Origin of the sequence: Breoghania sp. (assembly GCF_963674635.1) — a bacterium.
Lineage (GTDB): Bacteria > Pseudomonadota > Alphaproteobacteria > Rhizobiales > Stappiaceae > Breoghania.
On the sequence record NZ_OY771475.1, the window covers coordinates 4,370,057 to 4,389,743 of the forward strand.

Here is a 19,687-nt window from a genome sequence, read left to right on the forward strand (position 1 = left end):
CAAGCTTTATGGGAATTGCGCGGTCTGTCGCAAGGCCTCTCCGGTCACCATGGCGGCGGCCAGGGCAATGTTGAGAGAGCGGGCGGGCGGTCGCATGGGAATGATCAGGCGCGCGTCTGCCGCTTCATGAACCTCCGGCGGCGCGCCCGCGCTTTCGCGGCCCATAAGCAGGATGTCTGAGCTTTCAAAGGCAAAGTCTGTATAGGCGGTTGCGGCGGCTGTGGTGAGCAGCAACAGCCTGCGGCCTTCCGCCTTGCGCCAGCTTTCGAAGGCAGCCCAGTCGAGATGGCGCTGCATGGCGGCCTGATCGAGATAGTCCAGCCCTGCGCGGCGCAGGTTCCTGTCAGACAGCGCAAATCCGGCCGGCTCGATCAGGTGAACGCTCAGGCCCAGACAGGCGGCCATGCGCAAAATGGTGCCGGTGTTTTGCGGAATGTCCGGCTGGTAGAGCGCAATATCCGGCATGAACCCGTTCTCCCGGCAGTGCTTTGTTTCAAAAAGGTGGACGCGCCGGTTGGGCGATTGATCCCTGACCTTCGGGAATTATCCTCAGCCTTCAGCTTCCGCGGCCCGATTCGGTGTTTCTCAAAGCCGCAGGTGAGGGGATAGCGATGTTCTCCTGGTTCGAAAACCTTCTGAAGCCGTTTGACGCGCAGCCGGTGGAGTGCCCGCCCGACAATGTGCGCGCCTTCTATGTCTATTTCCTCAAGCCGCTTTGGAAACTGCTGACGGTCACGTTGGTGATCTCGCTGTTGGCGGCCCTGGCGGAAATGGCGCTCTTCGTCTTCATGGGGGATCTGGTCGACCTGATGAATGCGAGCGGGCCTGAGGCCTTCTTTTCGGAAAACGGCGTTACGCTTCTCGTGATGGCGGGTGTTGTGCTGGTGCTGCGCCCGGTGCTGTCGATCGCCGCGCGTAGCCTGACGAGCCTGACGCTCGTGCCGGGGCTGACGGCGCTCGTGCGCTGGCGCAATTTTCGCTACGTGCAGCGCCAGAGCCTTTCGTTCTTTCAGGACGATTTCGCAGGCCGTGTTGCCCAGAAGGTGATGCAGACCGGGATGGCGGTGCGCGAAAGCGTGGTGAATGTGGTCGATGGCATCTGGTTCCTGCTGATTTATCTTGCCGGAACACTGGCACTGTTTGTTGGTCTCGACTGGCGCATGAGCTTGCCGCTCCTTGTCTGGATAATCGGCTATGGCGCGACGATCTGGTTTCTCGTGCCGCCTGTCCGGGCGCGCTCGGCTGAGGTGGCGGAGGCCAATTCCTCGTTGTCGGGGCGGGTGGTGGACAGTTTCACCAACATCCAGGCGGTCAAGCTCTTTTCCGACAGCGAGCGGGCGGACGCCTTCGTGCTGGAAGGCTTCGAACGCCAGCTTGCCGCCATGCAGCGCCTTATCCGGGCGATCATGAACATGACGGTCAGCCTGACGGTGCTGAACAGCGCGCTGATCTTTGGTGTGGCGGCCTTGTCGTTATGGCTCTGGAGCGTGGGAGCGATCAGCGTCGGTGCGGTGGCGCTGGCCAATGGTCTGTCGATCCGGCTCAACCAGATGTCGGGCTGGATCCTGCGCACGGTGACCTCGCTGTTTGAGAATGTCGGTACGGTGCAGAACGGCATAGAAACCCTGGCGCGTCCGACCAGCGTGGTGGACAGGCCCGGGGCAGGGGATCTTGTCGTGACGCGTGGCGAGATCCGGTTTGAGCGAATCGGTTTCCACTACGGCAAGACGGGCGGTGTCATTGACGATCTGTCACTCACGGTGAAGCCGGGGGAGAAGGTCGGCGTCGTCGGACGGTCGGGGGCTGGCAAGTCCACCCTGGTGAACCTGCTCCTGCGTTTCCATGACCTGGAGAGCGGTCGCATTCTGATCGACGGGCAGGATATCGCCGGGGTCCGGCAGGAATCGTTGCGCCGCCATATCGGCATGGTCACGCAGGACACCTCCCTGCTGCACCGTTCGGTGCGTGACAACATCGTCTACGGTCAGCCGAACGCCGACAGCGAGGATGTTGCGGAAGCCGTTCAGCGTGCGCAGGCGGAGACCTTCATTCCCGATCTGCGCGACCGGGCGGGACGCACAGGCTATGACGCGCTGGTGGGCGAGCGCGGGGTGAAGCTTTCCGGCGGCCAGCGCCAGCGGATTGCCATCGCCCGCGTGCTCTTGAAGAACGCGCCGATCCTGGTGCTCGACGAAGCGACATCCGCGCTCGATTCGGAGGTGGAAGCGGCCATCCAGGAGCAGTTTCGCGCCCTGATGGATGGCAAGACGGTTCTGGCCATCGCGCATCGCCTGTCCACCATCGCGGCGATGGACCGGCTCATCGTGATGGATGGCGGGCACATCATCGAGGAAGGCACCCATGGGGAGCTTTTGCAAAGGAATGGGCTCTATGCCTCGCTTTGGCAGCGTCAGTCGGGTGGATTCCTGATGGCGGATGCGCAGGCGTGACACGCGTGGTGTGGCAGAATGTCTCTCGACAGTTTTTCCACTGGTGTGAGCCGGTCTCTTGAATTGTTATAAAATGCGGCGCAGGTTCGCTCTGGCGGGCTGAGCCGTTCATGTCTTGATGGCAAGAATTGGGCCTTTAACGTAAGGCCCATCTGGACAACGGCTGGGAAGGGTGCAAAAAGACCACCCGCTTGGGAATGTGCGGCTTGGCCGCAGGAGGCGCCAAGTGAAAGCGCGGGAGCCGTGGCGTTTCTCAACTAGAGGCGGACGCGGGGCGTTGTAAAAGCTGGCGCTGCCACATGTATGGAGAGGATCAGACCTTGGGTACGACGGAAATGGGAGAAGCGACCCGCCGCGATTTCCTCTATATCGCGACCGGTGCCGTAGGGGCTGTCGGCGTGGGGGCATTGGCTTGGCCGTTCATCAATCAGATGAATCCGGACGCATCCGCTCTCGCGCTGGCATCTGTTGAGGTGGACGTTTCCAACGTCGCCGAAGGACAGCAGATCAAGGTGATGTGGCGCGGCAAGCCCCTCTTCATCCGCAACCGCACCGACAAGGAAGTCGAAGAGGCGAATGCGGTTGATCTCGCGGAGCTGCGCGATCCGCTGGCCCGCAATCTCAATCTTGCAGCCGATGCGCCTGCCACGGACAAGAACCGTGCTGCGGGAACCGACGGCAGCGAAAAGCTTATCATCATGGTTGGCGTATGTACCCATCTGGGCTGCATCCCGCTGGGCGAAGCCGGCGATTTCGACGGCTGGTTCTGCCCGTGCCACGGGTCGCACTATGACACCGCCGGCCGTATCCGGAAGGGTCCCGCCCCGGAGAACCTTCTGATCCCGCCCTATGAATACACTTCGGAAACGGTCGTTAAGATCGGCTGACGCACGAGTTGCGAGGAGGAAGCACCATGGCCGGACATTCGACCTACGTGCCGCAGACCAAGGCTGCCCGGTGGCTGGAACAGCGCCTGCCGATCATCAGCCTTGTGCGCGGCAGCTTCGTTGATTTCCCGACGCCCAAGAACCTGAACTACTGGTGGACGTTTGGCGGCATCGCCGCCGTTATCCTGATGGCGCAGATCATCACCGGCGTCGTTCTGGTGATGCACTACACGCCACATGTGGACATGGCGTTCAATTCCGTCGAGCACATCATGCGCGATGTGAATTACGGCTGGATGATGCGCTATCTGCATGCCAACGGCGCGTCGATGTTCTTTATTGCCGTCTACATCCACATCTTCCGCGGTCTCTATTACGGTTCCTACAAGGCGCCGCGCGAAATCTCCTGGATCCTCGGCGTCGTCATCTTCCTGCTGATGATGGCAACCGCCTTCATGGGCTACGTTCTGCCCTGGGGCCAGATGTCCTTCTGGGGCGCGACGGTGATCACCAACCTGTTCTCCGCCATCCCGCTGGTCGGCGAGGCCATCACCCACTGGCTGTGGGGCGGTTTCGCGGTCGACAACCCGACGCTGAACCGCTTCTTCTCGCTGCATTACCTGTTGCCGTTCATGATCCTCGGCGTGGTCCTGCTGCACATCTGGGCCTTCCACACCACGGGCAATAACAACCCGACCGGCGTGGATCCCAAGTCGGAGAAGGACACGGTTCCCTTCCATCCGTATTACACGATGAAGGATCTGCTCGCGATCGTGGTGTTCATGCTGCTTTTCGCGTGGTTCACCTTCTACCTGCCCAACTACATGGGGCACCCGGACAACTACATGGAGGCGGATCCGCTGGTGACGCCTGCGCATATCGTTCCGGAATGGTACTTCCTGCCGTTCTACGCGATCCTGCGTGCCATCCCCGACAAACTCGGCGGTGTGTTGGCCATGTTCGGCGCCATCGCGATGCTGTTCATCCTGCCCTGGCTCGACACCTCGCGTGTGCGTTCCGCCACCTATCGCCCGGCCTATCGCATCTTCTTCTGGCTCTTTGCTGTGGATTGCGTGGTGCTCGGCTGGCTCGGCTCGCGCCCGGCGGAAGGCGGATACGTTATCGCCTCGCAGCTTTGCACGGCCTATTACTTCGCCCATTTCCTGATCTTTCTCCCGCTGCTCGGCTTCATGGAGAAGCCCGCGCCGCTGCCGGCCTCCATCAATGAGGCGGTTCTGGAGAAGAATGGTTCTGCTCAGCCCTCAGGTGCGGTTTCCGCGCCCGAGACCCGCGGCTGACGGACGGAAAGACGAGAGGAAGATTTAGCCATGAAGACCCTCATCGCCACGTCCGTCCGCGCAGCCGTAGCCGCCGCATTTGTTGCGGGTGCTGCTCCGGCCTTCGCCGCGGGGGACCAGCCTCATGTGGAACGTCAGTCCTGGACCTTCTCCGGGCCGTTCGGCTACTACGACAAGGCCCAGCTGCAGCGCGGCTTCAAGGTCTATCGTGAGGTTTGCTCCAGCTGCCACAGCCTGAACCTGGTTGCCTTCCGCAACCTCGGTGAGGATGGCGCGCTGGGCTACAACGAAGACCAGATAAAGGCGCTGGCCGCGGAATACACCGTGGAAGACGGCCCGAATGACGAAGGGGACATGTTCGAGCGGGCGGCCAAGCCGTCCGACCGGTTCCCGGCGCCGTTCCCGAACAAACAGGCGGCCCAGGCCGCCAATGGCGGGGCCTATCCGCCGGATCTGTCCTTGATTGCCAAGGCCCGTGCGGTTGAGCGCGGCCTGCCGTGGTTCCTCTTCGACGCCATCACCCAGTATCAGGAACTGGGGCCGGACTATCTCCATGGCCTTCTGACGGGCTATTCGGAAGATATCCCGGAGGATGTGGAGATCCCGGAAGGCAAGTACTACAACACGGGCTTCATTGCCGGCCACGCGATCGGCATGCCGCCGCCGCTTTCCGAGGATCTGGTGGAGTACACCGACGGGACGCCGCAGACGGTGGATCAATATGCCACGGACGTCTCCGCCTTCCTGATGTGGGCGGCCGAGCCGAAGCTCGAAGAGCGCAAGAAGATCGGCTTCCGTGTCATGATCTTCCTCGTGATCTTCGCCAGCTTGCTGTATTTCACGAAAAAGAAGATCTGGCGCAACGTGGCTCACTGAGCCGTTTGCCCACGGATTTGTTAAACGCCGCGCGAGCAATCGCGCGGCGTTTTCGTGTGCGATGCGTAAAACCCCACGTTGACAAAAGGCTGCTGCGGGACATGCTGCTTACATGGCGGCTTGAAGGGGGTCTTGATGACGAAGTCTGTGCTGGGCGTGGTTGGCGGATCGGGCATCTATGAGTTGCCTGGCCTGGAGAACGCCGAATGGGTGAAGGTCGAAAGCCCCTGGGGGGAACCGTCAGACGAATTGCGGATCGGCGAGATTAACGGCCTCAAGGTCGTATTCCTGCCCCGCCACGGTCGCGGCCACACATACGCGCCCAACGACATCAACTTCCGCGCCAATATCGATGCGATGAAGCGGGTCGGCGTCACGGACCTGGTATCGGTTTCCGCCGTCGGTTCGCTCAAGGAGGAACTGGCTCCGGGCACATTCGTGCTGGTGGAACAGTTCATTGACCGCACCGTGACACGCCCCAGCAGTTTCTTCGGCGCGGGCTGCGTGGCCCATGTCTCCATGGCCTATCCGGTCAGCCCGAAGCTGGTGGACATTATCGAGGGGGCCGCGCGGGCGGAGGATATTCTCTACCGCCGTGGGGGCACCTATCTGGCGATGGAGGGCCCGCAGTTCTCCTCGCTGGCCGAAAGCCATCTCTACCGCTCATGGGGGTGCGATGTCATCGGCATGACCAACATGCCCGAGGCCAAACTCGCCCGCGAAGCGGAGATCTGTTACGCAACGGTGGCCATGGTCACCGATTATGACAGCTGGCATCCGGATCATGGTGAGGTGGATATCACCATGATCATCCGTGTCTTGAAGGAAAATGCGCATAATGCGCAGCGCCTTGTTTCGCGGATCGCGCGGGATTTTCCGCGTGAGCATCCTGTCTGCCCCATCGGCTCCGACACGGCTCTTGAACATGCTCTGATGACGGCCCCCGACAAGCGCGACCCAGACCTCCTCCAGAAGCTCGGCGCCATTGCCGGGCGCGTCTTGAACCGCGATAACGGCTGATTGCCCGCGCTTTGAATGAAAGGACACGAACGATGACCGATGTCACCGTTGCAGAAGAACTCGCCGCGGCGATCCGCAACATCCCCGACTATCCCGCCAAGGGGGTGATGTTCCGCGATATCACGACGCTGCTTGGCAATGCCAGGGCGTTCCGCATGGCCGTCGATGCGCTGGTGCAGCCCTGGGCGGGGCAGAAGATCGACCAGATCGCAGGCGTGGAAGCGCGCGGCTTCATTCTGGGCGGGGCCGTGGCCCATCAGCTCTCCGCAGGCTTTGTCCCGATCCGCAAGAAGGGCAAACTGCCCTGGAAGACCGTTTCTGAGGCCTATTCGCTCGAATACGGGCTGGATGAGGCCGAGATTCACGAGGATGCCATCGTGCCGGGTCAGAAGGTCATCCTGTGCGATGACCTGATTGCGACCGGCGGAACGGCGACCGCAGCCATCAAGCTGTTGCGCAAGGTCGGAGCCGAAGTTGTTGCCGCCTGTTTCATCGTCGATCTGCCGGATCTAGGTGGTGCGGAGAAGATCAAGGATCTGGGCGTGCCCGTACGCACGCTCGTGACGTTTGAGGGCAAGTAGGCTCACGTCCCTCCAATCGGCCCGCGATACAGGGCATTGCAATGAAAAGGGGCGCTTCATGGCGCCCCTTTTTTTCTATTTCCGGCACCCGACCAGGACGCGTGCGGTGAATTCGAAAACTCGTTCGCCATGCTGGTTCACGCCTGCGTTTTCGCTGGTCACGATGCCCCAGCCCGGCCGCTTCGGCAAAAGCTCCTTGCGCACCGGCTTTGTCGAATAGCTGATCGTGTCGCCGACATAGACGGGCCTTGTCCATTTCATGTTCTCAAAGCCGGGCGAGGGGCCCATGTGGCTGCCGTCACGATCCGGGTCTGCCGCGAACTCCCTGTTGCGCTTTTCGATCACCAGCTTCATCCAGATGGCGGCCGTGTGCCAGCCGGAGGCACAAAGCGCGCCGAACTGGCTCCTGGCGGCGGCCTCTTCGTCCGTGTGGAAGGACTGGGGGTCGTATTTGGCGGCAAAGGCCTTGATCTCTTCAGCGGTAAAGGTGTGGGCGCCGATTTGGTTTTCCACGCCGAGCTCGATGTCCTCGAAATGTCTCACGCCGTCGCTTCCCTGCATTCGAACATGATCGGGTTTTCCTGCACCATGACCACTTCAGCCTTCTGATTGGTCAGCGTGATGCGGAACGTGACGATGCCCATTTGGGGTTTCGACGAGGAGCGACGCGCGGAGAGAACCTCCACGAGCCCGGACAGGGTATCGCCTGCCAGAACCGGTCGGCGCCACTGGACGGAGGTGATGCCCGGCGAGCCCATGGACGCGGAATCCTTGAGGAAATCGTCGAAGATCATGCGCATGGTCACCGCGCAGGTCATCCAGCCCGAGGACGCAAGTCCGCCAAGGATTGAGCGGCGGCCCGCCTCTTCATCGAGATGAAACGGTTGAGGGTCGAACTCGCTCGCGAATTCGATGATCTCCGCCGCATCAATGGTGCGCGACGCAAGGGGGATGATTCCTCCGGGAGAGAAATCTTCAAAGTAACGCTGAGTGCTCATGAGGGAAGTTATTTGCAGATTCAAGCAGGCCTGTCGAGAGACGAAGTCCGGGGCGGTGAACCCTGCGGGATCTGCCGCAAAGGCGGGCGTAAAGGAGGTAAAATAAAAAGCCCGTTCGGGCGTTGGCATATGGCTAAAATGCCAATATAATAAGGGCTCATTCAACGTAAGAAATAGGTTTATGCAGCCGCCTCCCGCGGATGTATGAGGCTGTTTTGTGTCTTTAATCCTGAGAGGTTACAGAGAAATGATCAGTCCTAAGCCGCTGGAAACAGCGGAGCAGATTTCGGATATTGCTTTCGCGTTCATGGGTTCGAAGGCGTTGTTTACCGCGCTGCATGTTGGACTGTTCACGGCTTTGGCGGATGAAGGGGCCGGGTTGGACGAGGTTGCTGAAAAGACCGGGCTGGATCCCGATCGCGCGACCACGTTGTTGACCGCGCTTTCGAGCCTGGGGCTCGTGGATCGTGACGGGGGCACCTACCGCAACTCGCCTGCCGCGGAAGCCTTTCTGGTCAATGGGCGCAAATATGATTTCGGCGACTACCTTCGCCTGCAGATCGACAAGCAGATGTACCCGTTCCTGACGCAGCTTGAGGGCGCACTGACCGGTGAGCTCGATCCCGAGCAGGTTTCCTCCTATGCAGACTGGTTCTCCGATCCCAAGGAGGCGCGGCTCTATTCGGAGAGCCAGCATGCCGGTTCGCTGGGGCCGGGCCGCTCTCTCGCCCGCACTGTGGATCTTTCGGCAGCCCGCAAGATGCTTGATGTGGGCGGCGGTACGGGGGCCTTTTCCATCTCGTTGTGCAAGGCCTATCCGGAACTCACATCCACGGTTCTCGACTTCCCGAATGTGGTGAAGGTGGGCAAGGACTTCGTCGCGGCGGCGGGGTTGTCCGAGCGCATCAGCTTCCAGGGTGGCAATGCGCTTGAAAGCCCATGGCCGAAGCCCGTCGATGTTGTCTTGATGTCCTATCTCTTTTCTGGCGTTCCGGGGGAGGCCATTCCGGGGCTTGTCAGCGGTGCCATGAAGGTTCTGAACCCCGGCGGGCATTACATCGTCCATGATTTCATGGTGGAGGACGACCGGACCGGGCCGAAGCTGGCCGCGCTCTGGCAGCTTCAGCATGTGGCGTTCAATCCGACGGCCAAGTCGATCACCGGTGGTTTTGTCCGCCAGGAGATGGAAAAGGCAGGCTTCGTCGACGTGGAAGTCTCCGAAATGATCCCGGGCATGACCATGATGGTGCGCGGGCGCAAGCCGGAAGCCTGATCGGCTTTCTGCAAGAAGATGTTGAGAGCCCGGCGGCAAGCCAAGCCGCCGGGCTTTGGTTGTTCAGGGCGCCAGCAGCACGCCCCACATGAAATCGAACTTGATGGATCCGTCCAGGACGCCGGGAATCTCGTTGCCGGTGGGGTTGTAGGGCAGCATGGCGGTTGCGGCCTTTGTGGGGGCGCCATTGGCGCTGAAGGACGCGTAGTTGTGGCAGGAGATGCAAGAGGACGCCGCAATGGCGCCGCCTCCGGTGATGCCTTCAATGACCGAGTTGCCGAGCACCGACGGCGTTCCGTCCTCGGCGGTGAAGGTCACTTGCGTGGATTTCATGCAGTAGTTGCGCCAGACGGGGTCAAGCCCTGCCTCCTCCATCAGGTCCAGCAGGGCCGGGGTCTTGGCGCAGTCTCCGTATTGGGTGTTGTAGGCAGCAAGGTCGGGCATGACCTGTGGGTCCTGTGCCCCGAAACTGTCGAAGCAGCCGATATAGTCACAGCGCCCGGGATTGTTGCGATGCTCGAAGGTGCCCCAGACCCAGTTGGTGTTCTGGCGCGAGCTGACATGCAACGAGACCAGCGCGTATTCGATACTGTCGGAGGTGGTGGTGTAATAGGCCGCGCGGATTTCATCGAGGCTGCCCAATGACGGGATCCATTGAAGCAGCGTCGGCAAGGGGATCCAATCGCCCTTCACGGAGATGGCGTCATCCGGCATGACCACGTCGAAGTCGCGGGCATAGGCGGCGGCGAGGCCTTTCTTCGTGTTCAGGCCATTTTCGACGATATAGTCGAATTGGGGCTTGTTGCGACGCGTCTGCTCGGCGATGCAGGGTTTGGGATCGCCAGAGGAGGGAAAACCCCCGACCCCAGCATTGCCGGGGGTATTACAGGGCGCATCCAGCGCTCCGGCAAGGTCTGCCACAGCAGAGCCCGGATGAACTGCGGGCCTTGTCGCCAATTGCAGCACACTCGTCTGGAACCGTGCAGCCTCGCCAGCATCGGGCCACTTTGGCGTTGCGGAAAACGTTTCCGCATCGGACGCCCAGGTTTCGAAAAGGACGGGTTTGGGCTGGTCTGTAGAGGCCGGCGCCGTGAAACGGGTGAACAGGGTCCAGATGAATTCGTCGGAATGCTGATCTGTGCCATCCACCGCGCCGCCGCGTGCCGTCGTGCCGACCGCGATCCTGGTCTGTGCGTCGGCCGCAAAAGGCGCAGCCGCGGATGCCAGAAAGACTGAAACCGTAATTCCAATAATATGTTTCATGAAAATCGCGCCTCATATCAAATAATATGAAGGTTTCAAGATACCATGAAACAGAAGAGAATTTTATCCCTGCTTTTTACGGCGCGGAATTGTTTTGGCTTTGTTTGATTTTTTTTGAGAATGTGCGGTCCGGGTTTGCGCGAAATCCCGCGTTGGCAGCGGCGAGCGGGATCTGAGTTGTCCCCGCCCGCCGCGATGCGACTTTACGTGTTGAATTTGAACAGCATCACGTCGCCGTCCTTCACGACATATTCCTTGCCTTCGTCGCGCGCCTTGCCGGCTTCCTTGGCGCCTGCCTCGCCCTTGCAGGCGACATAGTCCTCATAGGCGATGGTCTGGGCGCGAATGAAGCCGCGCTCGAAGTCGGTATGGATGACGCCCGCCGCCTGTGGGGCCTTGGTGCCCTCGGTGATCGTCCAGGCGCGGGTTTCCTTCGGACCTGCGGTGAAATAGGTGATCAGGCCGAGAAGCTCGTAACCGGCGCGGATCAGGCGGTCGAGGCCGGGCTCTTCAAGGCCCATGCTCTCCATGTATTCGGCTGCTTCCGCATCATCGAGCTGGGCGATTTCCGCCTCGATGGCAGCCGAGATGATGACCATGCCAGCGCCTTCGGCTTCCGCCTTGGTCTTCACGGCCTCGGTGAAGGCGTTGCCGGTGGCCGCCGATGCCTCATCGACATTGCAGACATAGAGCACAGGCTTGGAGGTCAGCAGGTTGAGCGCCTCGAAAGCCGGAAGATCTTCCTTGGAGACGTCGAGCATGCGGGCGGGCTTGCCGTCGCGCAGAAGCTCCAGAACCGCGTCCATCAGGGCGACCGCGATCTTGGCTTCCTTCTCGCCGCTCTGGGCCTTCTTGCGCAGCGGGATGACCCGGCGCTCCAGGCTTTCCAGATCGGAGAGCATCAGCTCCGTTTCCACCGTGTCCGCGTCCGCGACCGGATCGATGCGGCCTTCCACGTGGGTGATGTCGCCGTCGTCGAAGCAGCGCAGCACGTGGGCGATGGCATCCACTTCACGGATATTGGCGAGGAACTGGTTGCCGAGGCCTTCCCCCTTCGATGCGCCGCGCACAAGGCCTGCAATGTCCACGAAGGAAAGGCGTGTGGGCAGGATGTTTGCGGAGCCCGCAATCGCGGCGATCTGGGCCATGCGCGGATCAGGCACGGGCACATCGCCGGTATTCGGCTCGATGGTGCAGAAAGGATAGTTCGCGGCCTGCGCGGCGGCCGTCTTGGTCAGCGCGTTGAACAGGGTGGACTTGCCCACATTCGGCAGTCCGACGATACCGCACTTGAAGCCCATCGTTTCGTCTTTCTCTACTTCGTATCGTTGGAGCCCAGCAGGCCCTTGAGCATGGCCGCCAGCGGGCCTTCCTTCGGCAGGTCGGGTTTCGCCTTGGGGCGCGCCTGACGGATGTGACTGCGGCCAGCGCCGCCTGTTTTCGAACCGGGCCTGGCTGCGGATTTCGCGTCCGACCCGCCGTCCTGCTTGCCTTCCGGTTCGTTCTTCGCCTTGCCCGAGCCGGGGAACACCGCCTTGTGAAGGCGGTTCATGAACTCGCCATCATTGCCCTTGGCCAACAGGTCGACATTGTCGCCGATGGTGTCCAGCATGGGGATCAGCCAATCACGGTCGACCTTTGCGAAATCCCCCAGCACGTAGCTGGTGACGCGGTCCTTGGAGCCGGGATGGCCTATGCCGAGGCGGACACGGCGATATTCCTTGCCGATATGGGCATCGAGGGAGCGAATGCCGTTATGGCCGCCCGAGCCGCCGCCCGTCTTGATTTTCACCTTGCCCGGCGGCAGGTCCAGCTCGTCATAGAGCACAACCACATTGCCGGCTTCCAGTTTGAAGAAGCGCAGCGCCGCGCCGACGGCCTGACCGCTTTCATTCATGTAGGTCATCGGCTTGATCAGCAGGACCTTCTCACCCGCGATGGTGCCTTCGCTGGTCTCGGCCTGAAAACGCTTGCGCCAGGGGGAAAAGGAGGGATTGCGGCGGTGGATCGTCTCGACCGCCATGAAGCCGATATTGTGGCGGTTGAACTCGTATTTCGATCCGGGATTTCCAAGACCTACGATGACAAGCATGGCGGTTTTCCTGGATCGAGTGATGTCCACTTATCCCCGGCTCCGCAAGATCCGGGGCCCTGGAGCACCAAAATGGGGCGGCAGGGGAGTCTTGAACGGAAACGAGGGGCAGCAGGCCGCCCCTCGCAAGTCATGATCGCGCGTCGTCGCGAAAAGAAGGCAAAGCCGTATTACTCGGCGTCGCCTGCCTCTTCCTCGCCCTCTGCCTTCAGCTCTTCCTTGAGCCCGGCCGGAGCGGCGACGGTGGCGATGGTGAAGTCGCGGTCGGTAATCGTCGGGGTGACGTTCGCGGGCAGGTTCACATGCGAAATGTGAACGGAGCCGTTCAGATCCACGCCAGCAAGGTCAACCGTGATGGATTCCGGGATCTCGGTGGCCGGGCATTCCAGCTCAACCGTGTGACGCACGACGTTGAGAACGCCGCCGCGCTTGATGCCGGGAGACTGCTCGTCGTTGATGAAGTGCACGGGCACATCCACCGCCAGACGGGTCTTGGCGCTGACACGCAGGAAATCGACGTGGACCAGCGAGTCGCGAACCGGATCGAGCTGGTAGTCACGCGCCAGGACGAGTTCCTTCTTGCCGTCGACGTCGATCGTCGCGAGCTTGGTCATGAAACCACCGGCGTGAAGCGTGAGGGTGGTTTCCTTCGCGTCGAGCGCGATCGGAAGGGGATCCTTGTTGCCGCCGTAGATCACGGCCGGAATCTTCTTGTCGCGGCGGAGTGCTCGTGCGGACCCCTTTCCCACACGCTCGCGCGACGTTGCCTTAAGCTCATAGGTCTGAGCCATGGCTCGTCTCCTTAAATGTTTCGTTCAAGAAAAAGAGGCCGATAGGTCGGCCTCCGTTCAGCGCTTCCTCCAGGGGGGTAGGCGCGTGGCCGCTGCTATACAGGAGCAGTAGCCAAAGGGCAAGCATCCGCGCCGAGGAAACCTCGCGCGGATGCCGGATTTGTGCCGATCGCAGGGCTCTTCGCCAGAGCGGGAACCCGATATGCGGTCCCGATCAGTTGAAGAGGCTGGAAACCGACTTTTCCAAAGCGGTGCGGTTCACGGCTTCGCCCATCAGCGGGGCGATGGAGATGCAGCGGATATTGGGGGCCGACTCCACCGCGGCTGTCGGCTCGATGGAGTTGGTGATGACCAGTTCCTTCAGCCGCGAGGCGGTGATGCGGGCGACCGCGCCGCCGGACAGGACACCGTGGGTGATATAGGCGGTCACGGAGGTCGCGCCCTTGGCCAGCAGCGCGTCGGCCGCGTTGCACAGGGTGCCGCCGGAATCGATGATGTCATCGACCAGGATGCAGTCGCGGCCGGCCACGTCACCGATGATGTTCATGACCTCCGACTCGCCCGGACGCTCGCGGCGCTTGTCGACAATGGCCAGCGGCGCATCAATGCGCTTTGCCAGTGCACGCGCACGCACCACGCCACCGACATCGGGGGAGACGACCATCAGGTTGCCCTGCTGGTAGCGTTCCTTGATGTCGCGGGTCATGACGGGGGCCGCAAACAGGTTGTCGGTGGGAATGTCGAAGAAGCCCTGGATCTGGCCGGCATGCAGGTCGAGCGTGAGGACGCGGTCGGCACCGGCATGGGTGATCAGGTTGGAGACGAGCTTTGCGGAAATCGGCGTGCGCGGGCCGGGTTTGCGGTCCTGACGGGCATAGCCGAAATAGGGGATCACTGCGGTGATGCGGCGTGCGGAGGATCGGCGCAGCGCATCGATCAGGATCAGCAGCTCCATCAGGTGATCGTTGGCGGGGTAACTCGTGGACTGAAGAACGAAAACGTCCTCGCCGCGCATGTTTTCCTGGATCTCGACGAAGATCTCCTGATCGGCAAAGCGCCGAACCTGGCATTGGGCCAGCGGAACATCGAGATACCCGGATATCTCATCCGCCAGCGCCCGGTTCGAATTGCCCGCGACGATTTTCATGCCCGCGTTCCTTTTTGTTGCGCAGCTACGACATCCTCGGTGCGCAGTTGCGGCCTCCGGCACACATGCGCAGATCGGACGTCCAGAACGCCTGTCATCGACAGGCGAGAATTTCAATGATGCCCCCGGTCAGGATTCTCATTCTGTTGCTGGAATTCGGCCGGGCGGCGGCGTTTTACCAATGGCGACGCGCCGGGACAACTGTTGCCGTGGCGGTTTTCAGCGGAATCTGCGTTGTCGCCCATTCGCGATCCCCTCAAGCGTGCGCGCGGGCCGCAAGGGCCGCCATCGCGCAGCAGCTCGTTCGGATTAGCCGGAGGCACCGCTCAGCCACGATTTCAGCGCCAGAATCGTGCGTTCGGCCAGCAGGTTGAGCGTTTCGCCGCTGATGCCGGTCCAGGGGTCTCCGCTGGTCGCGCTGGACGTCTCCTGTCCGGAGAAGCGATGCACCCGCCGCCCGTTGGCGTCGTAGACGTCAAAGACGTAGATGATGGTCGAAGAGGAATTGTCGCCTGCCGCTGACAGGTGGCCCTTCACGCGGTAGGTCGCTGGCGCGCCGACTCGGCGGACAAGCGTCAGCCCCTGTCGCTTGGCTTCGTTGCCGAGCCGGTCGGACAGCGAATCGGCGGTGTTGCCGGGGACGCCGTTGAAAGGTTCAAATGCGAAGGTTGCCTGGCTGGCGGGCACGGCGGCCGCCAACGGGGGCGGGGAGGCCGAGCTTTCGCCGCTTTCTCCCACGAGGCCCGGCGGGATGTTCCCCGCACAGCCGGACACCAGAAGGAGCCCGGCGAAAAGGGCTGCATGGCGCAGGTGGCCCGAGAATACCTTGGCCATGGGGCGTCGGATCGAGGGGGAACGTCGCTCGTTCATGCCAGCTTTCGCCTGTCATCTGTCGGCAATGGGCGCGTGGTGGCCAGCGCCGCTTCGGGTTTGCTCTAGCCGGATTTGGCTCAGGAATCCAGCCGCGTCTTGAACGGGACGGTCACGCTGCCTGTTATCGCACGATCAGATCGCGCGGCAATTGCGACAGGGATTGCGGTTCGTTTTCGCCCGTCAGGTAGGTGCACCCCAGCGTCATGGCCGTGTTGGTTTCCGAATCCATCAAGATCATATGGGCGAAGAGCACCATGTTGGGTTCGATCTCGGCCTTGTTGCCGCGGTAGAACATCGGCCAGTCCATCCAGGACGGCGCAAAGCGTGCGCCGAGCGAGTAGCCGCAGGCGTTCAGCCGGTGGGGCATCAGGTCCCGGCGATCCATCTCGCGCGCGTGAGCCTCGAAGACATCGCCGAACGTGTTCCCGGGACGCAGCGTCTTTTCCACCTCGCCCAGAGCGGCGACAGCCGCTTCATGCAGCTCGATGTGGCGCGCGGAGGCCTCGCCGGTCAACACCGTTCGCATCAGCGCCACGTGGTAGTGGCGGTAGACGCCTGCAAATTCCAGCGTCACCTGATCGCGTTCGCCCAGACTGCGGCGTCCGCTCTTGTAGCGGCACAACAGGGCATCCATACCGGAGCCGACAATGAACTCGTTGCCGGGATAGTCGCCGCCTCCCGCAAGAACCGTGTCCTGCATGGCGGCCAGAATGCGGGCCTCGTCGGCACCTGCCCGGATCTCTGCCTCGCCTGCGCGATAGGCTTCGTCGGCGAGTTCTGCCGCCTTGCGCACATAGGCGATTTCCGCCGGGCTCTTGATTGCCCTCAGGCGTGGAATGAGATCGGAGGCGTCGTTCAGGTCGGCGAAGGAACGCAGGGCTTCGTCGAGTTCGCGTCCAATACGCCCGGTCATGCCGTGGGTGTCGTATTCGACGCCCAGCTCGCAGCCAAGCAGGTCCAGCTCGAACAGCAGATCCTTCAGCTGGCCGATGGGGGAGGCCTCACCCAGATCGACCCAGATGCGGATATCGTCAATGATGGAGGTATGATTGGCCTGTCGCAGATCGGGTGCGCGCGTCAGCAGCACGAAACGGCCGTCCTTCATCACCACGAGGCACTGGAAGAAGCAGAAGCCGAAGGTGTCGTATCCGGTCAGCCAATAGTGGCTTTCGGGGGCGAATAACAGCATCGCATCCAGTTTGCGCTTCTTCATCTCGGCCAGAACCTTTTCCAGCCGGGCGCTGAATTCGCTGCGCTCAAAATGCAATGCCATGGTCAAATTACTCCCTGATGCAGATGGCGGAGACCTGACGTCCATAATCTCCTTCGCCGCGATGAGTCATGCGGCGATAGGAATAGAAATTGTCTTCTTCCGCATATGTGCAACGCCCAAGACTGGTAGCGCTTGCGATGCCTGTCGCCTGCAGGCGGTCCACGATATAGGCGGGCAGATCGAACATCGCGTGGCCGGGCTTTTCCGAAGGCGTGAAATAGCGCTCGTTCTTCTGTTCGTGTCCCGTGAAACTCTCGACGAACTCGCCGCCGACCTCATAGGCTCTTGCCGAAATGCAGGGGCCCAGAACGGCAATGATCCGGTCGCGCTCCGCATCGAGTGCGATCATGGCTTCGATGGTCGATTCCAGAATGCCGCCGAGTGCGCCGCGCCAGCCCGCATGGGCTGCGCCAACGACACGGGCCTCCGGATCGACGAAGAGGACCGGGCCGCAGTCGGCCGTCGAAATGCCGAGAATGAGGCCCGGCTGGTCGGTGACCATGGCGTCGGCCTTCGGGCCTTCACCGGCCGCCCAGGGTTCGCGCACGGTGACGGCGTTGGCGGAGTGGTGCTGATAGGGGCTGACGAGACGGTCGGCGCCCAGGCCGAAGCTGGAAGCCACGCGGGCACGGTTCTCGTTCACATTGGCGCGCGCATCGTCGGAGCCAAGGCCGATATTGAGGCTTGCATAAATGCCATCGGAGACGCCGCCATTGCGGGTGAAGAAACCGTGGGCAATGCCGGGAAGGTCTGCGAGATCGGGGGCGGAAATCATCTTGGGCCTCATCGGAACAGAAAACCGCGGCCCGCGATCCTGCGGCCCGATGCGGGGACTGTCAAACGTTGTCGTAATGTAAGGTCGTGTGTCAGATCGTGAAGGGGCGTGGGGCGGCGGCCTGACCGGTCACGGCCAGCACCTTGAAAAGTGTACCCATCTGCTCAGGTCCGGCGAGCCGCTCCACATCATCGCGCAAGCGGTCCTGCACCGCGTGGTCCTTGCCCGAGCCCAGGCGGCCCGCGCGCTCCAGAAGGCCCAACGCGATGAGGAAATCGCCCTGTGTCATCGGCCCGTGCGCTGTCGCGCCCGCTTCGACGGCGGCACGTGCGAGCGCCTCGAAATTCACATGGGCTGTGAGATCGGCTTGGCCCGGATTGGCCAGCGGGTCGGCGAAGGCGTGCCTTTCCAGCGCCTGCAACGTGTCGCCAATGGCGGTGCGCTCATAGCCGTAATCAATGGCGAGCGCCGCGCCGCCATGCGCTTTCAGGCGGGCTGCGATCTGCGACATGATCGCGTTGGAAAGCGGTTGGGTTTCAACGATCGCGCCGGGCCCGATGTTGCGGCTGGCCGGGTTCGCGATCTCGTTTGGCAGGCCAGCCGTGTCCAGACGGCCGGGGCCTGCGGCGAAGATGAAGCCCGTGCCTTGCGGGTTCAGCCCGACCATCCGTTCACGCCAGCCCTCGCTGGTGAGCACATATTGGTGGATGGGCAGCGCGTCGAAAAACTCGTTGGCGACCAGCAGTGTCGGGCCTTCAGGCACCTCCGCCAGCGTCTCGTGCCATGTGCAGGCAACGGGGGCGGCCTGGAGGGTCTGTTGCTGGAGGTCGCGCAGATGCGGGCTGGTTTCCACCATGTGGACATGGACAGCCTTTGCGAAGGCCGGTTCAAGGCGCGCCAGACGCAGCATGTCGGCCATCAGTGTGCCGCGGCCCGGGCCCAGTTCCACAAGGTGAACGCTGTTCGGTCTGCCGATGGTTTCCCAGGTTTCGAGGCACCAGGCGCCGATCATTTCGCCGAACATCTGGCTCACTTCCGGCGCGGTCGTGAAATCGCCCTCGCTGCCGAAGGGCGTACGGGTCATGTAGTAGCCATGTTCCGGATCCGACAGGCACATGGTCATGAAGTCGGCGACCGTGATCGGGCCGGTCCGCTCGATCAGCGAATGGATGCGGGCCTTCAGGGGCGTCTCGGTCATTTGCCCCCCTTGGCCCCTGCTTTTTCCGGCGTCCGGCGTGCGGCCCAGATCATCAGCACCAGCCCCGCGAGGATCATCGGAAGCGAAAGCTGCATGCCCATTGTTGTGCCGAAGGTGAGAAAGCCGATCTGCTCATCGGGCATGCGGAAATATTCCCCCACGGTGCGTGTGACGCCATAACCGGCGGAAAAGGCGCCTGCAATGAAGCCGGGGCGCTGCAGCAGGCCGAAACGGTGGCTCAGGAGCCGCATCACCACAAAGAGCAACACGCCTTCAAGGGCCGCTTCATAAAGCTGGCTGGGGTGGCGCGGCAGAGGTCCGGCATTGGGAAAGATCACGCCCCACGGCACATCGGTGACCCGGCCCCAAAGCTCGGAATTCGCGAAATTGGCCAGACGACCGAAGAAGAGGCCGATGGGGGCGGCGGTTCCGGCAAGGTCGAAGAGCGTCAGAAGAGGGATGCCGCGCAATCGGGCAAACAGGATCATCGCGACGACGGTACCCAGAAAGCCGCCATGAAAGGACATGCCGCCCTGCCAGACATGCAGGATTTCGACCGGATGATCCATGAAGTAGGGCAGGTTGTAGACCAGCACGTAGCCAAGCCTGCCGCCCAGAACAATGCCGAAGGTTGCCCACAGCACGAAATCGTCGATATCGGCGACGGAGGGGTGTTGCGTGCCCTTCCACAGCCGCTCCTGGCGCACCAGCCGCATCATGTAACGCCAGGCAAGCAGAATGCCGACGATATAGGCCAGCGCGTACCAGCGCAGCGCGAAGGGGCCGAGTTCGATCAATACGGGGTCGATCGGGGGGAAGGGGAGGGCGAGAAGGGGCATCGGGCCTCATGGTGTCGGGCGCAAAGGATCCTGGTGATGGCCTGCGCTGACGG

20 protein-coding genes are annotated in these 19,687 nt (G+C 61.9%); 7 read left to right on the forward strand and 13 right to left on the reverse strand.

The genetic code is table 11. From position 1 onward, the window contains the following. Positions 1 to 6: 6 nt before the first annotated feature. Positions 7 to 465 (reverse strand): tRNA (cytidine(34)-2'-O)-methyltransferase, encoded by a 459-nt coding sequence (locus ABGM93_RS18905; RefSeq protein ID WP_319775415.1) that lies wholly within the window; start codon positions 463 to 465, stop codon positions 7 to 9. 146 nt (positions 466 to 611) lie between these two features. On the opposite strand from ABGM93_RS18905, the gene ABGM93_RS18910 reads away from it, so the two are divergent. The 6 genes from ABGM93_RS18910 to ABGM93_RS18935 all read left to right on the forward strand — a co-directional run bounded on the left by ABGM93_RS18910 (position 612) and on the right by ABGM93_RS18935 (position 7,112). Beyond that, positions 612 to 2,450: an ABC transporter ATP-binding protein gene (locus ABGM93_RS18910; protein WP_321502113.1), complete on the forward strand. Its 1,839-nt coding sequence runs from the start codon at positions 612 to 614 to the stop codon at positions 2,448 to 2,450. A gap of 299 nt (positions 2,451 to 2,749) precedes the next feature. Further along, a complete protein-coding gene (gene petA, locus ABGM93_RS18915; RefSeq protein WP_321502115.1) occupies positions 2,750 to 3,337 on the forward strand; it encodes a ubiquinol-cytochrome c reductase iron-sulfur subunit in 588 nt (195 codons plus the stop codon). Positions 3,338 to 3,363: 26 nt separating this feature from the next. Continuing rightward, positions 3,364 to 4,635, forward strand: coding sequence for a cytochrome b/b6 (locus ABGM93_RS18920; protein ID WP_321502117.1), 1,272 nt, complete (start codon positions 3,364 to 3,366; stop codon positions 4,633 to 4,635). A gap of 30 nt (positions 4,636 to 4,665) precedes the next feature. After that, positions 4,666 to 5,511, forward strand: coding sequence for a cytochrome c1 (locus ABGM93_RS18925; protein ID WP_321502119.1), 846 nt, complete (start codon positions 4,666 to 4,668; stop codon positions 5,509 to 5,511). A gap of 135 nt (positions 5,512 to 5,646) precedes the next feature. After that, on the forward strand, positions 5,647 to 6,531 hold the full coding sequence (locus tag ABGM93_RS18930; protein ID WP_321502121.1) for an S-methyl-5'-thioadenosine phosphorylase: 885 nt from the start codon (positions 5,647 to 5,649) through the stop codon (positions 6,529 to 6,531). A 32-nt stretch (positions 6,532 to 6,563) separates the two neighbouring features. Next, positions 6,564 to 7,112 carry an adenine phosphoribosyltransferase gene (locus ABGM93_RS18935; RefSeq protein WP_321502123.1) on the forward strand — a complete coding sequence of 183 codons (549 nt, stop codon included), beginning with the start codon at positions 6,564 to 6,566 and terminating at the stop codon, positions 7,110 to 7,112. Positions 7,113 to 7,187: 75 nt separating this feature from the next. Here ABGM93_RS18935 and ABGM93_RS18940 read toward each other — a convergent pair whose 3' ends face one another. Together ABGM93_RS18940 and ABGM93_RS18945 are read right to left on the reverse strand one after the other, a co-directional pair. Next, positions 7,188 to 7,655 carry a MaoC family dehydratase gene (locus tag ABGM93_RS18940; RefSeq protein ID WP_321502125.1) on the reverse strand — a complete coding sequence of 156 codons (468 nt, stop codon included), beginning with the start codon at positions 7,653 to 7,655 and terminating at the stop codon, positions 7,188 to 7,190. Beyond that, on the reverse strand, positions 7,652 to 8,110 hold the full coding sequence (locus ABGM93_RS18945) for a MaoC family dehydratase (RefSeq protein ID WP_319775423.1): 459 nt from the start codon (positions 8,108 to 8,110) through the stop codon (positions 7,652 to 7,654). Before ABGM93_RS18945 ends, ABGM93_RS18940 begins: the two co-directional genes overlap by 4 nt. A 247-nt stretch (positions 8,111 to 8,357) precedes the next feature. Here ABGM93_RS18945 and ABGM93_RS18950 point away from each other — a divergent pair, with 247 nt between their 5' ends. Further along, positions 8,358 to 9,383, forward strand: coding sequence for a methyltransferase (locus tag ABGM93_RS18950; protein WP_321502128.1), 1,026 nt, complete (start codon positions 8,358 to 8,360; stop codon positions 9,381 to 9,383). Between the two features lie 63 nt (positions 9,384 to 9,446). Here the strand turns inward: ABGM93_RS18950 and ABGM93_RS18955 are convergent, their stop codons facing one another. From ABGM93_RS18955 to lgt, 10 genes are all read right to left on the reverse strand, one after another. Next, complete coding sequence (locus ABGM93_RS18955) at positions 9,447 to 10,646, reverse strand: hypothetical protein (protein ID WP_321502130.1); 1,200 nt, start codon at positions 10,644 to 10,646, stop codon at positions 9,447 to 9,449. A gap of 203 nt (positions 10,647 to 10,849) precedes the next feature. Then, the gene (gene ychF, locus ABGM93_RS18960) at positions 10,850 to 11,947 is read right to left on the reverse strand and encodes a redox-regulated ATPase YchF (RefSeq protein WP_321502132.1); all 1,098 of its coding nucleotides are present in this window, start codon (positions 11,945 to 11,947) and stop codon (positions 10,850 to 10,852) included. A 14-nt stretch (positions 11,948 to 11,961) separates the two neighbouring features. Further along, a complete protein-coding gene (gene pth / locus ABGM93_RS18965; RefSeq protein ID WP_321502134.1) occupies positions 11,962 to 12,738 on the reverse strand; it encodes an aminoacyl-tRNA hydrolase in 777 nt (258 codons plus the stop codon). Between the two features lie 170 nt (positions 12,739 to 12,908). Beyond that, positions 12,909 to 13,529, reverse strand: a complete 621-nt coding sequence (locus tag ABGM93_RS18970; protein ID WP_321502135.1) for a 50S ribosomal protein L25/general stress protein Ctc — start codon at positions 13,527 to 13,529, stop codon at positions 12,909 to 12,911. Between the two features lie 214 nt (positions 13,530 to 13,743). Further along, on the reverse strand, positions 13,744 to 14,676 hold the full coding sequence (locus tag ABGM93_RS18975) for a ribose-phosphate pyrophosphokinase (RefSeq protein WP_321502137.1): 933 nt from the start codon (positions 14,674 to 14,676) through the stop codon (positions 13,744 to 13,746). A 309-nt stretch (positions 14,677 to 14,985) separates the two neighbouring features. After that, positions 14,986 to 15,546: a hypothetical protein gene (locus ABGM93_RS18980; protein ID WP_321502139.1), complete on the reverse strand. Its 561-nt coding sequence runs from the start codon at positions 15,544 to 15,546 to the stop codon at positions 14,986 to 14,988. Positions 15,547 to 15,670: 124 nt separating this feature from the next. Continuing rightward, complete coding sequence (locus tag ABGM93_RS18985) at positions 15,671 to 16,822, reverse strand: Xaa-Pro peptidase family protein (protein WP_321502141.1); 1,152 nt, start codon at positions 16,820 to 16,822, stop codon at positions 15,671 to 15,673. A gap of 7 nt (positions 16,823 to 16,829) precedes the next feature. After that, the gene (pgeF, locus tag ABGM93_RS18990; protein WP_321502143.1) at positions 16,830 to 17,597 is read right to left on the reverse strand and encodes a peptidoglycan editing factor PgeF; all 768 of its coding nucleotides are present in this window, start codon (positions 17,595 to 17,597) and stop codon (positions 16,830 to 16,832) included. Between the two features lie 91 nt (positions 17,598 to 17,688). Next, the gene (locus tag ABGM93_RS18995; protein ID WP_321502145.1) at positions 17,689 to 18,795 is read right to left on the reverse strand and encodes a class I SAM-dependent methyltransferase; all 1,107 of its coding nucleotides are present in this window, start codon (positions 18,793 to 18,795) and stop codon (positions 17,689 to 17,691) included. Further along, positions 18,792 to 19,634 carry a prolipoprotein diacylglyceryl transferase gene (gene lgt, locus ABGM93_RS19000; RefSeq protein ID WP_321502147.1) on the reverse strand — a complete coding sequence of 281 codons (843 nt, stop codon included), beginning with the start codon at positions 19,632 to 19,634 and terminating at the stop codon, positions 18,792 to 18,794. The genes ABGM93_RS18995 and lgt overlap by 4 nt, the downstream gene beginning before the upstream one ends. Positions 19,635 to 19,687: the final 53 nt, after the last annotated feature.

Bases quoted from the DNA above. Each gene is read 5' to 3' on its own strand.
- ABGM93_RS18905 (WP_319775415.1), bottom strand. From the start codon at position 465: ATGCCGGATATTGCGCTCTACCAGCCGGACATTCCGCAAAACACCGGC.
- ABGM93_RS18910 (WP_321502113.1), top strand. From the start codon at position 612: ATGTTCTCCTGGTTCGAAAACCTTCTGAAGCCGTTTGACGCGCAGCCG.
- petA (WP_321502115.1), top strand. From the start codon at position 2,750: ATGTATGGAGAGGATCAGACCTTGGGTACGACGGAAATGGGAGAAGCG.
- ABGM93_RS18920 (WP_321502117.1), top strand. From the start codon at position 3,364: ATGGCCGGACATTCGACCTACGTGCCGCAGACCAAGGCTGCCCGGTGG.
- ABGM93_RS18925 (WP_321502119.1), top strand. From the start codon at position 4,666: ATGAAGACCCTCATCGCCACGTCCGTCCGCGCAGCCGTAGCCGCCGCA.
- ABGM93_RS18930 (WP_321502121.1), top strand. From the start codon at position 5,647: ATGACGAAGTCTGTGCTGGGCGTGGTTGGCGGATCGGGCATCTATGAG.
- ABGM93_RS18935 (WP_321502123.1), top strand. From the start codon at position 6,564: ATGACCGATGTCACCGTTGCAGAAGAACTCGCCGCGGCGATCCGCAAC.
- ABGM93_RS18945 (WP_319775423.1), bottom strand. From the start codon at position 8,110: ATGAGCACTCAGCGTTACTTTGAAGATTTCTCTCCCGGAGGAATCATC.
- ABGM93_RS18950 (WP_321502128.1), top strand. From the start codon at position 8,358: ATGATCAGTCCTAAGCCGCTGGAAACAGCGGAGCAGATTTCGGATATT.
- ABGM93_RS18955 (WP_321502130.1), bottom strand. From the start codon at position 10,646: ATGAAACATATTATTGGAATTACGGTTTCAGTCTTTCTGGCATCCGCG.
- ychF (WP_321502132.1), bottom strand. From the start codon at position 11,947: ATGGGCTTCAAGTGCGGTATCGTCGGACTGCCGAATGTGGGCAAGTCC.
- pth (WP_321502134.1), bottom strand. From the start codon at position 12,738: ATGCTTGTCATCGTAGGTCTTGGAAATCCCGGATCGAAATACGAGTTC.
- ABGM93_RS18970 (WP_321502135.1), bottom strand. From the start codon at position 13,529: ATGGCTCAGACCTATGAGCTTAAGGCAACGTCGCGCGAGCGTGTGGGA.
- ABGM93_RS18975 (WP_321502137.1), bottom strand. From the start codon at position 14,676: ATGAAAATCGTCGCGGGCAATTCGAACCGGGCGCTGGCGGATGAGATA.
- ABGM93_RS18980 (WP_321502139.1), bottom strand. From the start codon at position 15,546: ATGAACGAGCGACGTTCCCCCTCGATCCGACGCCCCATGGCCAAGGTA.
- ABGM93_RS18985 (WP_321502141.1), bottom strand. From the start codon at position 16,822: ATGGCATTGCATTTTGAGCGCAGCGAATTCAGCGCCCGGCTGGAAAAG.
- pgeF (WP_321502143.1), bottom strand. From the start codon at position 17,597: ATGATTTCCGCCCCCGATCTCGCAGACCTTCCCGGCATTGCCCACGGT.
- ABGM93_RS18995 (WP_321502145.1), bottom strand. From the start codon at position 18,795: ATGACCGAGACGCCCCTGAAGGCCCGCATCCATTCGCTGATCGAGCGG.
- lgt (WP_321502147.1), bottom strand. From the start codon at position 19,634: ATGCCCCTTCTCGCCCTCCCCTTCCCCCCGATCGACCCCGTATTGATC.